At 67.0% G+C, this 12,607-nt stretch carries 15 protein-coding genes; 2 read left to right on the top strand and 13 right to left on the bottom strand.

Translation table 11 applies throughout. The features are described 5' to 3' along the window. Positions 1–127: 127 nt before the first annotated feature. From K1T73_RS05675 to K1T73_RS05650, 6 genes are all read right to left on the bottom strand, one after another. Positions 128–1,288 (bottom strand): acyl-CoA dehydrogenase family protein, encoded by a 1,161-nt coding sequence (locus K1T73_RS05675; RefSeq protein ID WP_220603000.1) that lies wholly within the window; start codon positions 1,286–1,288, stop codon positions 128–130. Next, the gene (locus K1T73_RS05670; RefSeq protein WP_220602999.1) at positions 1,285–2,412 is read right to left on the bottom strand and encodes an aromatic ring-hydroxylating dioxygenase subunit alpha; all 1,128 of its coding nucleotides are present in this window, start codon (positions 2,410–2,412) and stop codon (positions 1,285–1,287) included. The genes K1T73_RS05675 and K1T73_RS05670 overlap by 4 nt, the downstream gene beginning before the upstream one ends. Before the next feature lies 1 nt (position 2,413). Continuing rightward, positions 2,414–3,823 carry a carnitine 3-dehydrogenase gene (locus K1T73_RS05665; protein ID WP_220602998.1) on the bottom strand — a complete coding sequence of 470 codons (1,410 nt, stop codon included), beginning with the start codon at positions 3,821–3,823 and terminating at the stop codon, positions 2,414–2,416. Then, on the bottom strand, positions 3,820–4,590 hold the full coding sequence (locus tag K1T73_RS05660; RefSeq protein WP_220602997.1) for an SDR family oxidoreductase: 771 nt from the start codon (positions 4,588–4,590) through the stop codon (positions 3,820–3,822). Before K1T73_RS05660 ends, K1T73_RS05665 begins: the two co-directional genes overlap by 4 nt. Then, a complete protein-coding gene (locus tag K1T73_RS05655) occupies positions 4,578–4,844 on the bottom strand; it encodes a hypothetical protein (RefSeq protein WP_220602996.1) in 267 nt (88 codons plus the stop codon). Before K1T73_RS05655 ends, K1T73_RS05660 begins: the two co-directional genes overlap by 13 nt. Before the next feature lie 155 nt (positions 4,845–4,999). Next, positions 5,000–5,911: a 3-keto-5-aminohexanoate cleavage protein gene (locus K1T73_RS05650; RefSeq protein ID WP_220602995.1), complete on the bottom strand. Its 912-nt coding sequence runs from the start codon at positions 5,909–5,911 to the stop codon at positions 5,000–5,002. Between the two features lie 72 nt (positions 5,912–5,983). On the opposite strand from K1T73_RS05650, the gene K1T73_RS05645 reads away from it, so the two are divergent. Beyond that, positions 5,984–6,928, top strand: a complete 945-nt coding sequence (locus tag K1T73_RS05645) for a GlxA family transcriptional regulator (protein WP_259400455.1) — start codon at positions 5,984–5,986, stop codon at positions 6,926–6,928. A 50-nt stretch (positions 6,929–6,978) separates the two neighbouring features. Here the strand turns inward: K1T73_RS05645 and K1T73_RS05640 are convergent, their stop codons facing one another. The 6 genes from K1T73_RS05640 to K1T73_RS05615 form a co-directional block, all read right to left on the bottom strand. Continuing rightward, a complete protein-coding gene (locus K1T73_RS05640; RefSeq protein WP_220602994.1) occupies positions 6,979–8,100 on the bottom strand; it encodes a beta-ketoacyl-ACP synthase III in 1,122 nt (373 codons plus the stop codon). A gap of 134 nt (positions 8,101–8,234) precedes the next feature. Next, complete coding sequence (locus K1T73_RS05635) at positions 8,235–9,188, bottom strand: D-glycerate dehydrogenase (RefSeq protein WP_220602993.1); 954 nt, start codon at positions 9,186–9,188, stop codon at positions 8,235–8,237. Then, positions 9,185–9,535, bottom strand: a complete 351-nt coding sequence (locus tag K1T73_RS05630) for a tRNA-binding protein (RefSeq protein WP_220602992.1) — start codon at positions 9,533–9,535, stop codon at positions 9,185–9,187. The genes K1T73_RS05635 and K1T73_RS05630 overlap by 4 nt, the downstream gene beginning before the upstream one ends. After that, positions 9,528–10,337 (bottom strand): pyrroline-5-carboxylate reductase, encoded by an 810-nt coding sequence (gene proC / locus K1T73_RS05625; protein WP_220602991.1) that lies wholly within the window; start codon positions 10,335–10,337, stop codon positions 9,528–9,530. The genes K1T73_RS05630 and proC overlap by 8 nt, the downstream gene beginning before the upstream one ends. A gap of 166 nt (positions 10,338–10,503) precedes the next feature. Further along, complete coding sequence (locus K1T73_RS05620) at positions 10,504–11,004, bottom strand: YbjN domain-containing protein (RefSeq protein WP_220602990.1); 501 nt, start codon at positions 11,002–11,004, stop codon at positions 10,504–10,506. 214 nt (positions 11,005–11,218) lie between these two features. Beyond that, positions 11,219–11,452 (bottom strand): hypothetical protein, encoded by a 234-nt coding sequence (locus K1T73_RS05615; protein ID WP_220602989.1) that lies wholly within the window; start codon positions 11,450–11,452, stop codon positions 11,219–11,221. A gap of 170 nt (positions 11,453–11,622) precedes the next feature. On the opposite strand from K1T73_RS05615, the gene K1T73_RS05610 reads away from it, so the two are divergent. Further along, positions 11,623–12,306, top strand: a complete 684-nt coding sequence (locus K1T73_RS05610; RefSeq protein WP_220602988.1) for a hypothetical protein — start codon at positions 11,623–11,625, stop codon at positions 12,304–12,306. Positions 12,307–12,318: 12 nt separating this feature from the next. Here K1T73_RS05610 and K1T73_RS05605 read toward each other — a convergent pair whose 3' ends face one another. Beyond that, positions 12,319–12,573 (bottom strand): accessory factor UbiK family protein, encoded by a 255-nt coding sequence (locus K1T73_RS05605; protein ID WP_220602987.1) that lies wholly within the window; start codon positions 12,571–12,573, stop codon positions 12,319–12,321. Positions 12,574–12,607: the final 34 nt, after the last annotated feature.

Here is a 12,607-nt window from a genome sequence, read left to right as displayed (position 1 = left end):
GGTCACGGTACAGGCGGGGACGCCGATGACCGTGCAAGGAGAAGGGCGTTCAGCCTTTCACCGGGGGAGGGCCTGGTCCTCCCCCTTCTTCTTGCTCCAAATATCCGCGCCGCAGGCATGAAGACTCTTATGCTCCGAGCGGCCGCAACAACTCGCGGCTGATGATGTGGCGCTGGATCTCGCTCGTGCCGTCCCAGATGCGCTCGACCCGCGCATCGCGCCAGAACCGCTCTACGGGATAGTCGTCCATGAGGCCCATTCCCCCGAATATCTGGAGCGTCGCATCCGTCACCCGCGCCAGCATCTCGGACGCGTATAGTTTCGCGCTCGCGATCTCGCGGTTCGCGGGCAGCCCCTCGTCGAGCCGCCAGGCCGAGGCGAGCGTGAGCCAGTCCGCCGCGTCGATCTCGGTGATCATGTCGGCGATCTGGAAGCTCACGCCCTGGAACTTGCCGATCTGCTGGCCGAACTGCTTGCGCTCGGCGGCGTAGTTCAGCGCGTAGTCGAAGACCCGCCGCGCGCGGCCCACGCTCATCGTGGCGACCGTGATCCGCGTGGCGTAGAGCCATTCGTTCATCACCGCGAACCCGCCATCCACCTCGCCCAGCACCTGGGCATCGGGCAGCCGGCAATCGTCGAACTCGAGCACCATGTTCTTGTAGCCCCGGTGGCTTACCGACTTGTAGCCGTCGCGGATGGTGAACCCCGGCGTGCCGCGATCGACGAGGAAGGCGGTGATGCGCTTCTTCGGACCTTTGTCGGTCTGGTCCTCGCCCGTGGCGATGAAGACGATGATGAAATCGGCGTGGTCGGCGCCCGAGATGAAGTGCTTGGTCCCGTTGACCACCCAGTCGCCGCCCTCGCGCCGCGCGGTGCATTTCATGCCGCGCACGTCCGATCCGGCGTCGGGCTCGGTCATCGCCAGCGCATCCATCCGCTCACCGCGCACCGCGGGCAGCAGGTAGCGCTCGCGCTGCTCGCCTTCGCTGGCCATCAGGATGTTCTGCGGCCGCCCGAAGAAATGCGTGAGCGCCATCGACCCGCGCCCAAGCTCGCGCTCGACCAGCGCGAATTCGAGATGGCTCAGCCCCGCGCCGCCCACCTCCTCGGGGAAGTTGCAGGCGTAGAATCCGAGCTCCAGCGTCTTGCGCTTGATCTCCTCGGCCACCTCCTTCGGCACCTCGCCGGTGCGCTCGACTTCCGCCTCATGGGGATAGATCTCCTTCTCGACGAAGCTGCGCACCGTCGAGACGATCATCTCCTGTTCCTCTGTCAGTCCGAAATTCATGTCGTCTCCAATGCTGACTGATAGATCTGGTGAAAGTGGCGCATCGCGTGTTCCGAAATGCCGTGCGCCTCCGGGTCGGTGACATACCACCCCTGCGTGAACGCCCGCTGACGCATGCCGCGCTGGACGTTCTCGCACAGCCTGCGGTCCTCCTGGCTCACGACGCTGGACGACCATTCGCTGCGCAGGCGGTTGCGTTCGGCCATGCCGGGATCGGTCGGCGGATCGGCGATCAGCGAGAAGGTGCGCCGCTCGGTCCGGTGCGGCGTGAGCGCATCGAAGCGCGAGGCATAGAAGCCATGCGCGCCCGGAAACTGCCCCAGGACCGTGTTGGGAAAGAGATACCAGAAATGCCCCACCGTCACGTCATGCGCGAGGTCGAGCGGGAAGGCGCGATTGTCGGGCTTGCGGGCGGTGGGCGCGGTCTGGAACGTGTAGGTCTCGAACAGTTCGAAGGTCGAGGCCGCGATGTCCATCATGTCGTTGAACGTGTCATGCGCCGTGCCGCAATGGTGGCATTCGAGGTAATTGTCGATCAGCACCTTCCAGTTGGCATCGCAGGTGTAGCTGTGGCCCAGCGCCGGCCCCTCCTCGATCGCGTAGCGCGGAAGGTCCGGGCAGTGCCGCGCGATCTGCTCGGCAAGGCCGGGCGCGTAGTCGTCAAGCGGCGCCGCATTGCCGTTGGGATTCATGAAGAGGAACCCCGCCAGGCTGTCCACCTTCACCTCGGTCAGCCCGATATCCGCGCGGTCGGGCGCCTGGGTCGTCCGGGTCCGCTGAAGGCCCATGAGCGCGCCGGTATGGGTGAAGGTCCAGGCGTGATAGGGGCAGGTGATGCGCGCCTTGAAGCCCTGCCCGTCCACCAGGCGATGCCCCCGGTGCGGACAGACATTGGCGAAGCCGCGGATCACGTCATCCTGTCCCCGCAACAGGAAGTAATCCTGGTCATGAAGCGTGACCGTCAGGAAGGCGCCCGGCTCGGCCAGTTGTTTCTCGTGACCGACCAGTTGCCAGTGATCGAACAGCATGTCGCGCTCGCGGGCCAGCACACCCTCGTCGATATAGAAATGCGCAGGCATCGCGCGCTGCGCGTTCGTCTCCCGAAGGCTGCCCGGCCGCGACATGTCACGCGCCCCCTGCGTGCAGCGCGGCCAGCCGTTCGACATTCTCGCGCACGTGATCCGTGGGCAGACAGGTCCGCCGCGTCTCGAGGCTCACGTGGAGCATCAACTGGTCGCAGGTGGCCAGTACCTCGCCATCCGCCGCGCGCCGCATCTCGTGAAGGCAGCGCAGCTTCTTGCCCTCGCCCTCGGTCACGCGGGTCCAGACCTCGACCATCTCGCCCGCATGGGTCTCCGCCAGGTATTTCACCGTGGTCTCGACCGTGAAGTAGCTCATCCCCGCGGCGACATAGTCGTCATCGGCCCCTACATGCGCCATCACCGCCTCGGCCGCGTCCGAGAAGATCTGGCCGTAACGGCCTTCGTTCATGTGCCCGTTCATGTCGGTCCAGTCCACGGGCACCACGCGGCGCACCGTGCGCATCGGCGCCGCCTCCTCGAGCGTGGGGCGCAGGGTTTTCTGATGCTCGGTGATCAGCGCGCCCGCCGCCGTGCCCTGCTGCTTGAGCGCGCGCATCATCGCCACGAGATTGCCGTCGCGCTGGCGCTCCAGCTCGCGGATGGACATGTGGCCCGACTGCGCGTCCGATTGCCCGGCGATCAGCTCGACCAGCTCGTCATCGAACTCGGGCACGTCCATGAGCTTGGTCCACGGCCATTTCAGCGCGGGGCCGAACTGCGCCATGAAATGCCGCATCCCCGCCTCGCCGCCCGCCACGCGGTAGGTCTCGAACAGGCCCATCTGCGCCCAGCGCAGGCCGAAACCGTAGCGGATCGCGTTGTCGATCTCCTCGGTCGTGGCCACCCCGTCCTTGACCAGCCACAGCGCCTCGCGCCAGACGGCCTCGAGGAAACGGTCGGCGATATGCGCGTCGATCTCCTGGCGCACCCGCAGCGGATAAAGCCCGACCTCGCGCAGGATCGTCTCGGCCTCCTCGACCGCGGCCTCGTCGGTTGCAGGCGACGGCACCACCTCGATCAGCGGCAGGAGGTAGACGGGGTTGAACGGGTGCGCGACCATGATCCGTCCCGGATCGGCTGCACCTTCCTGAAGCTGCGAAGGCTTGTAGCCGCTCGTCGATGACCCGATCGGGACGCCCGGGTTGGCGGCCTGTATCTCGGCCATGACCTTGTGCTTGAGGTCCAGCCGCTCGCTCACGCTTTCCTGCACCCAATCGGCCCCCTCGACCGCCTCGGCGATCGAGCCGTGAAACGTCATAGCGCCCTCCTCGGGCAGCGCATGATCGTAGAGCATCGGCAACGCGCGCCGCGCGCCCGCCATGACCTCGCCGATCTTGCGCTCGGCCTCCGGGTCGGGGTCGAAGACGCGCACGTCCCACCCGTTCAGCAGGAACCGCGCGGCCCAGCCGCCGCCGATGACGCCACCACCGATGATCGCCGCCTTTTTCGTCATGTCATTCGCTCCGTATGTCCGTCGATGGCAATGATCTGCCCCGAAATCTTGCGCGCCGCGTCCGAGGCGAGGAACAGCACCGTGTCGGCCAGTTCGTCCTCGGTCACCCATGCCCGAAGGCTGGTGCCTTCCGCGTAGAACCGCCGCACCTCGTCCACCGTCTTGCCGCCCGCGCGCGCCTCACCCTCGAGCACGCGCTCCATCCGCGCGCCCTCGACCGCGCCGGGGCAGATCGCGTTGACGCGCACGCCCGCCGGCCCAAGCTCCATGGCGAGCGTCTTGGTCAGCCCCACGATCCCCCACTTCGCCGCCACGTAGGGCGAGCGGTACGGCACGCCCCATTGCCCGGACGTCGACGAGGTCAGCACGATGAGGCCCGCCCCCTGCGCCCGCATCACCCGCGCGGCCCAGCGGCAGGTGAGGAACGCGCCATGCAGGTTCACCGCCACGCACTCCTGCCACGCCCCGTAGTCCAGCTCCTCGATCCGCCCCACCGGGCCGCCGGTGCCCGCATTGGCACAGACCACGTCCACGCCGCCCCAGGCCTTCTCGACCTCGGACAGGAAGGCATCCATGCCCGCCTCGTCGCGCACGTCGACCCTGCGCGCGATCAGGCCGGGATGCGCGGCCGCGACCTCGGCCACGGCGCCCGCCTCCGCGTCGCAGATCGCCACCCGGTCGCCCGCCTCGACGAAGCGGCGGGCGAAGCTCCGCCCGATCCCCGCACCGCCGCCGGTGACAAGAACCCTGCGGCCTAGCCCGGACACCGCTGGAACTCCGTCATCGTCGGGTCGAACCCCTCGACCAGCGACCAGGCCCACATCGTGTCGCCCTGCACCATCAGGAATTTCCGTTCCTCGTAGATCTCGCCCTCCGCGTCGCAGCGAAGCGCGAGCCGCGTGACACCCTCGTCCAGCGTCTCGGTCTGCGTCACCTCGCAGAAATTCTCGTAGCCGGTCACCTTCTCGTCCGTGTAGAGCACCGGCGCGGGGATCGTGGTGCCGATCTTCTCGGCCGGCATGCACCAGTCGAGGTCATAGGTCCAGACACCCTGCCAGTCCGCCGCCTCCGCGCCCGCCGCGTTAACGAACGCGAGAGCGGCGAAAAGCGCACCGACATGATACCGACGTGGATACCGACATGGATACCGACGTTCCGTTCGGTGCGTTAACCCCTTCAAACCGGCGCCCTCTTCGTCAGGCCCAGCGTCTCGCGCACGGCCTCCGGTCCCATGACCTTGGCGCCCAGCCGCTCGATGATTTCTCTTGCGCGTTCAACCAGTTGCCAGTTCTCGGCCAGGACGCCCTTGTCCAGCATCAGGTTGTCCTCGAGACCCACGCGCACGTTCCCGCCTGCCAGCACGCTCGCGGCGACATAGGGCATCTGGTCACGGCCCAGCGAAAACGCCGACCAGGCCCAGTCGTCGGGGACGTTGTTGACCATCGCCATGAAGGTGTTGAGGTCATTGGGCGCGCCCCACGGCACCCCCATGCAAAGCTGGACAAGCGCGGGGCTGTCCAGCACGCCGTCCTTCACCAGTTGCTTGGCATACCAAAGGTGCCCGGTGTCGAACGCCTCGATCTCGGGCTTGACGCCCAGCTCGGTCATCATGCGCCCCATCTCGGTGAGCATACCCGGCGTGTTCGTCATGACGTAATCGGCCTCGGCGAAGTTCATCGTGCCACAGTCGAGCGTGCAGATCTCGGGGCGGCACTCGGCCACATGCGCCACGCGCTCGGTCGCGCCGGCCATGTCGGTGCCCATCTCGTTGACCGGAAGCGGGTTTTCGGGGTCGCCGAAGGTGATGTCTCCACCCATCCCCGCGGTGAGGTTCAGCACGACATCCGTGTCCGACGCGCGGATACGCTCGGTCAGTTCGCGGAAAAGACCCACGTCACGGCTCGGCGCGCCGGTCTCGGGGTCGCGCACGTGGCAATGCACGATGGCCGCGCCCGCCTTGGCGGCTGCGATCGCGCTCTCGGCGATTTGTTCAGGACTCCGTGGCACATGGGGGCTCCGGTCCTGCGTCCCGCCCGACCCGGTGACGGCACAGGTGATGAAAACGTCGCGGTTCATGGTAAGCGGCATCGAATCCTCCAATGTCTGGTTGCGCATAGCCTAGCGGTGGCGCATCCGCGAATTTTGCAGTATTAGTCAATCATGATGCAGAAATGGACAAACACCGATCCCGCGCAGGTGCGCATCGCCTTCCTCGTGTTCGAGGACTTCTCGAACCTCTGCATGGCGAACTGTCTCGAGCCCCTGCGCGCCGCCAACGCGGTGACGCATCGCCATGTCTTCGACTGGCGCATCCTGACCCTTGACGGGGCACCGGTGCAGACCTCTTCGGGCATAGGCATCGTGCCGGACGGGGCGCTATCCTCGCTCACCTCCTGCGATTACCTCTTCGTCCACGCGAGCTATGGCCACATCACGCACGACACCGCGGCCACCCGGCGCACCCTTCGGGCCGCGGCGTCGAAGGCGGTCACGACGGTCGGGCTCGATGCGGGGCCCTGGCTCATGGCATCGGCCGGGCTGCTGGCGGGACGGCGCGCGACGATCCACTGGGATCTGCTCACCGCCTTTTCCGAACGCTTTCTCGACATCGACGTGACGCGCGCGCGCTACCTGCGCGACGGGCCGGTCATCACCTGCGCGGGCGCGCTCTCGGCGCTCGATCTCGTGCTGGCCCTCGTCAGCGCGCATCTGGGCCAGGCCGCGCGGCTCGACGTCGAGGATCAGTTCATCAAGGACACGCCCCGGGGCGGCCTGCCCGGCGTCGGCGATCCGCTCGTGGGCCGCGCGCTCGACCTGATGCGCGAGCATGTCGAGGCCCCCCTGCCACTGGCCGAGCTGTCGCGGCGCCTTTCCTGCCAGCCCCGCACGCTCGACCGGCATTTCCGCCGCGGCCTGGGCGCTCCGCCCGGCACCGTCTATCGTCACCTGCGCCTCTCGGCGGCACGCAAGATGCTCGAGGGGACGGGTCTGGGGGTGGCCGAGATCGCCCTACGCTGCGGCTACGATTCGCCCGCCGCGCTGTCTCGCGCGGTGCGGGGACGCTTCGGCACGACCCCCACGGAACTGCGGCAGCGCACGATGTAGGCTTTAACGGCGTGTTACCCCACCGCGCGATCCCTCGGCGACCCGTCCCGTCACGCCCTCTCGACCAGGACCGATCCCACCGAGTAGCCGGCGCCGAAGGAACAGATGAGGCCACGGTCGCCGGGGTTCAGATCGTCGGAATATTGCGAGAACGCGATCATGGAACCCGCCGACGAGGTATTGGCATAATCCTGGAGGATGTTCGGCTGCTCCTCCGGGTCGGGCACCCGGCCCAGCACCTTGCGCCCGATGAAATCGTTCATCGACTTGTTCGCCTGGTGGAGCCACAGCCGCTTCAGATCGTCCGCCGCCACGCCCTCCTCGGCCATGTGGTCCGCTATATGCTTCGAGACAAGCGGCAGCACTTCCTTGAAGACCTTTCGCCCCTCCTGCATGAACTGCATGTCGCGACGATCCTCCATCTGCCCCGGCCGCGTCCGGCGCAGGAAGCCGTTGTTGTTGCGGATGTTGTTCGAGAACTGCGTCGCGCAGCGCGTCGAGAGGACGCGGAAATGCGCCCCCTTGGCCCGCTCCTCGGGCTCTACCACGACCGCCGTGCAGACATCGCCGAAGATGAAGTGGCAATCCCGATCGCGCCACTCCAGGTGCGCCGAGCAGATCTCGGGATTGACGATCAGCGCGCATCTGGCCGACCCGCCGCGGATCATGTCGGCGGCAGCCTGAAGGCCGAAGGTCGCCGATGAACAGGCCACGTTCATGTCGAACGCGAACCCGCCGGCGCCCAGAAGCTCCTGTATCTCGATCGCGATCGCCGGATAGGCCCGTTCGTGGTTCGACGCCGCGCAGATGACGAGATCCACCTCCGACGCCGCGCGCCCGGCCTTTTCGAGCGCCTGTCGCGCCGCGTCGAGCGCCATTTCCGCCATCAGTCCCGGCTCGTCATCGCTGCGCGCGCGCAGGACCGGGTGCATGATCTCGGGGTCCAGAACCCCCGACTTGTCCATCACGTAGCGCTGCTCGATCCCCGAGGCGCTGACGATGAACTCCGACGAGGACGGCGCCTTCGCCTCCACCTCGCCGGCGGCAATGGCCTCGGCATTCTGCTCGTTGAAACGGTCGGCATAGGCATTGAACGCCGCGACCAGCTCATCGTTGGTGATCGTCTCGCGCGGGGTGAAGACGCCTGTGCCGGTGATGGCGGGTGTGGTCATGAGCGCGCTCTCCTCTGGATTCCGCCACAAAACCCGACGCCCAGTCCGGGGTCAAGGCGCGTGCCCGGCCGAACGCGGCGGAAAATCGCGACTTTCCGGCCCGGTTGCTTTCGGGGATCCCGCATCCCGTCCGCTCAGTTCACCAGGTTCGGCGGCGTCTCGCCCGCGAAGAACACGCGCAGGTTCTCGACGGCCATGTATCCCATCGCCTCCCGCACCTCGAGCGCGGCGGTCCCCAGATGCGGCAGAAGCACCACGTTCTCCATGGCGATCAGCGCGTCCGGCACCTCGGGCTCGTGCTCGTAGACGTCAAGCCCCGCACCGGCGATACGCCCCTCGGCCAGCGCGGCGATGAGCGCGGCCTCCTCCACCACGTCGCCCCGCGCCACGTTGACCAGGTGGGCATGCGACTGCATCGCGCCAAGGAAATCCTCGCCGATCAGGTGCCGCGTCGTGGCGCCGCCCGGCACCGCGACTACCACGATATCGGCACGCGCGGCCATCGCCTCGGGGGCCAGCTGCTCGGCCGGAAAGTCGAGGTCCTTCGACGACCGGTTGGCATATATCACCTCCATCCCGAACCCGAAGTGACAGCGCCGCGCGACGGCCTGGCCGATGCGGCCCATGCCATAGATGCCCACCGTCTTGCCGCTCATGTGCAGGCCCAGCATCTGCGTCGGATGCCAGCCCGTCCACGCACCCCGCCGCACCATCCGTTCTCCCTCGCCCGCGCGCCGCGCGCTCATCAGCATGAGCGTGAGCGCGATATCCGCCGTCGCCTCCGTGACGGCGCCCGGCGTGTTCGTGACGGCAATGCCCGCCTTGCGCGCCGCGCCCGTGTCGATGTGATTGTAGCCCACCCCGAAATTGGCCAGGATGCGGCACCGCGTGCTGCCCGCATCGGCAAAGACCTCGCCGCTGAACATGTCGCCCAGCGTCGGCAGGATGCCATCGTAGAGCGCCAGCGCGCCGCGCATCTGGCCCAGCTTGAGCGGCGCGGGATCGTCGCGGACCTCGATCTCGAAATGCTTTTCCGCCTCGCGCAACACCGTCTCGGGAAGCGCGCGCGTGATCAGGACCCGCGTCAATGCATCCGCTCCCCGTCCGGCACCGGCCGGTCCGGACCCAGAAGCACGATCGCCCCCGCCTCGTCCGAAAGGCCCAGCACCAGCACCTCCGACATGAACGGCCCGATCTGGCGCGGCGGGAAGTTGACGACGGCGATCACCTGCCGCCCGACAAGGTCGTCGGGGCGATAACGCTCGGTGATCTGGGCCGAGGTCTTCTTCTCGCCAAGATCCGGTCCGAAATCGACCCGGAGCTTGATCGCGGGCTTGCGTGCCTCGGGAAAAGGCTCGGCCCGCGTGACGGTTCCGACCCGGATATCGACCTTCAGGAAATCCTCGATCCCGATCTCGGGCGCGCGCTCAGCCATCGGAAAGCTCCCGCGACCGCTCCGCCGCCGCCGCCACCGTGCGCCGCATGAGGTCGGGAAGACCCCGCTTCTCGTCCATCAGCACCTCGAGCCCCGCCTGCGTGGTGCCGTTGGGGCTGGTCACGTTGATCCGAAGCTGCTCGGGCGTCTCGTCCGACCCTTCGGCCAAGGCCCCCGCCCCCGCCACGGTCGCCTGCGCAAGCTGCATGGCCAGTTCGGGGGCCAACCCCTGCGCCTCGCCCGCCTTCGCCAGGCACTCGATCATGTGGAACACGTAGGCCGGCCCCGATCCGCTCACCCCCGTGACCGCATCCATCTGGCTCTCGTCCTCGAGGCGCACCACCTGCCCCACCGCGCTCAGCAGGTCCTCGGCCAGGTCGAGATGCGCCGGCGTGGCCTTCTCGTTGCCGATGATCGCGGTGATCCCCCGCCCCACGGCGGCGGGCGTGTTGGGCATCGCGCGGATGATCGGGCTCGCTTCGCCCAGCGCGGCCTCGTAGGCGGCGATCGGCGTCCCGGCGGCGACCGAGACGAAAAGCGTCTTGCCGTTTCCCATGGCCGCGATCGACGGAAGCGCATCGCCCATCATCTGCGGCTTCACCGCAATGAGCACGATGGCAGGCTCCCCGGGCAGGTCGCCGTTGATCGTGACGCCGGTGCCCTTCAACCAGTCCGAGGGATTCGGGTCGATCACCCAAACCGCGCGCGCCGGCAACCCGTCGGCCAGCCATCCCTCGAGCATCGCCGACCCCATCTTGCCACAGCCCAGCAGGACGAGCCCGCGCTCAGCCAGATCTTTCATATGCACCTCCGGTCCTCTTCGCATCCCGTCCCAAGTGCTACGATCTCAAGACCATGAGGACAATCCGTTTGCGAACTCGGCTCCGCGATCCGCCAGCCGTGAAAGCTGGACAGGATATGGCGGACGATGGTGACGCGGTGCGGCGTCGAGAACGGACGTGTTCGGCTCACGCCCGCCCGTAGGCTTCCGCGATGGCCACCTGCATCGCCTCTTCCGGCGTGCGCCCGCCCCAGACGACAAGCTGGAAGGCCGGGTAGAAACGCTCGGCACTCAGCACGGCGGCCCGGATCAGGGTGTCAAGCTGCTCGGCCCCCACCTCCTGTCCGCCGGTCATCAGCAGGCCATAGCGATAGACCATCAGCTTCTGGTCGGCCCAATAGGTGAACGCGCCGGCCCAACACTGATCGTTAACCTCGTTGAGCGTATGGTAGAGATCACCGAGCTTTTCTTCCGGGGGATCCATCTCGAACGTGCACACAAGGCGCAGCGTCTCGTCATATCCCGACCAGGCCAGCGTGATCGAATAGGTCCGCCACTGGCCTTCCACGGCCATGGCGATCTGGTCGTCGCCGATGCGGTCGAAATCCCAGTCGTGATGCGCCGCGATATGCTCGACGAGGTCGATGGGGTGAAGATCTTCGGTCAGGAACTGCTCGGATAATGCCATGGCGCCACCTCGTTATCGTTGTTAGCGCCGGGGTAAGGCCGCGCCCCAAGCGCTAGGTGCCTGCTCTACGGACAGGGGCTGATCCGCCTGCCCTTACCAGATATGGTGAGGCAGGTCAGAGGCCCTGTAAAGCGATTTGTTGTGGATAACCGCAATAAGTTGTGGATGACGCGAATTGCGCACCAACGCGTTGGGGTCAGCAGTCCCGGTGGATTCAGTCGCGCGACTCGTCCGGCGTCGTCGGGTCGAGTTGACCCTGATCGTGCATCTCGCCCAGCCGGTCGAGAAGCGCGTCGAGCGCGTGGGTATATTCACGGATCGCGTTGTCGCGTCCAGCCTGTTGGTTGCCGTGCCGGATCACGTTGCGCAAAAGCCGCGCCTTGAGAATGAGTGCGCGAACATCGCCGAAGGGATCGGTGCTGTCAGATGACATATGGCTCATGGACATGCCGGCGCACCGGGGATGCAATGCCTGAATTTCCCGTGACAACCACTCCGAGAGCTCCTCGCAACTACTTCGACTAAAAGGCTTAAGTTCTTGCAATGTGTAATACATTGCACATCGTGCGAAACTTTAACCGTCTAGTCAACACGGTTTTTTCATGCAAAACCGCACCCGTGACCCGCTTCGATCTCGATACTGTCCGCGCCCTCGCGGAGGAGGGCATCGCCCGCCACGGCCTGCGCGGTTACGCGCGCAAGCTGGGGCTGGATCTGGGCACGTTGCGCAGCCTTCGCGACGGGCGCGACATGCAGGTGTCGCGTATCCTGCGCATCCTCGACGCGATGCAGATCGGCGTGCGGATGATCATGCCCGAAAGCGCCGACAGGGCCGCGCGCGGCTTTGCCGAGGCGCGCGAAGGCACCGACGCCAAGACCGCCGGGCCCGAGGCCCTGCGCATGGGTTTCCTGCCGATGCCGTTCCACCCGGCCTGCGGCGATTTCGCATCGCACGCCCCCATCGCCTTTTCCCGTGAATGGCTTGCCGAGAACGGGTTCGATCCCGAACGCATGGCCTTCGTGCGCGCACCCGACGCGCGGCACTCGCCGCTTCTGCCGCAGGATGCGCTCTGCCTCGTGGACACGTCGTCGCGGCGCGTCGGCCGACAGGCGCTCTGGGCGCATATCGACGGCGGGCGCGTCGCGCTCGACTTCATGAGCCAGCCTCAGCCCGGCGTGATGGTGATCTCCGGGCCGGGCCCGTCGGCCTCGCCCCGGATGCTCTCGGGGGCCGAGCTCGACAACCTGCGCCTTCTGGGGCAGGTCGTCTGGCACGGGGCGCTCACGCCGCGGTCGGGCTGACACCCGCGGGCGTCATTTCGTCGCGCCCGCGCCCTTTTCCAGCGCCTCGATCCGGGCCATGAGCGCCGCGTTCTCCTCGCGCGCCTTCTGCGCCATCGCGCGCACCGCCTCGAATTCCTCGCGCGTGACGAAATCGCGATCGGCGAGCCAGCGGTCGATCATCGACTTCATCGCCGTCTCCGCCTCGGTCTTGGCGCCCTGCGCCACGCCCATCGCGTTGGTCATGAGTTGCGAGATATCGTCCAGTACCTTGTTGCGGGTCTGCATATGCGCCTCCGGGTTTGCGGGTCTGGGTCAATAT

It is taken from the genome of Roseovarius sp. SCSIO 43702, assembly GCF_019599045.1.
Classification (GTDB): domain Bacteria; phylum Pseudomonadota; class Alphaproteobacteria; order Rhodobacterales; family Rhodobacteraceae; genus Roseovarius.
This window is presented reverse-complemented; position numbering and strand designations above follow the sequence as displayed.

What these genes read in the sequence shown, in the direction of transcription:
- K1T73_RS05675 (WP_220603000.1), bottom strand. Translation starts at nt 1,288, where the DNA reads ATGAATTTCGGACTGACAGAGGAACAGGAGATGATCGTCTCGACGGTG.
- K1T73_RS05670 (WP_220602999.1), bottom strand. Translation starts at nt 2,412, where the DNA reads ATGTCGCGGCCGGGCAGCCTTCGGGAGACGAACGCGCAGCGCGCGATG.
- K1T73_RS05665 (WP_220602998.1), bottom strand. Translation starts at nt 3,823, where the DNA reads ATGACGAAAAAGGCGGCGATCATCGGTGGTGGCGTCATCGGCGGCGGC.
- K1T73_RS05655 (WP_220602996.1), bottom strand. Translation starts at nt 4,844, where the DNA reads ATGCCGGCCGAGAAGATCGGCACCACGATCCCCGCGCCGGTGCTCTAC.
- K1T73_RS05650 (WP_220602995.1), bottom strand. Translation starts at nt 5,911, where the DNA reads ATGCCGCTTACCATGAACCGCGACGTTTTCATCACCTGTGCCGTCACC.
- K1T73_RS05645 (WP_259400455.1), top strand. Translation starts at nt 5,984, where the DNA reads ATGATGCAGAAATGGACAAACACCGATCCCGCGCAGGTGCGCATCGCC.
- K1T73_RS05640 (WP_220602994.1), bottom strand. Translation starts at nt 8,100, where the DNA reads ATGACCACACCCGCCATCACCGGCACAGGCGTCTTCACCCCGCGCGAG.
- K1T73_RS05630 (WP_220602992.1), bottom strand. Translation starts at nt 9,535, where the DNA reads ATGGCTGAGCGCGCGCCCGAGATCGGGATCGAGGATTTCCTGAAGGTC.
- proC (WP_220602991.1), bottom strand. Translation starts at nt 10,337, where the DNA reads ATGAAAGATCTGGCTGAGCGCGGGCTCGTCCTGCTGGGCTGTGGCAAG.
- K1T73_RS05620 (WP_220602990.1), bottom strand. Translation starts at nt 11,004, where the DNA reads ATGGCATTATCCGAGCAGTTCCTGACCGAAGATCTTCACCCCATCGAC.
- K1T73_RS05615 (WP_220602989.1), bottom strand. Translation starts at nt 11,452, where the DNA reads ATGTCCATGAGCCATATGTCATCTGACAGCACCGATCCCTTCGGCGAT.
- K1T73_RS05605 (WP_220602987.1), bottom strand. Translation starts at nt 12,573, where the DNA reads ATGCAGACCCGCAACAAGGTACTGGACGATATCTCGCAACTCATGACC.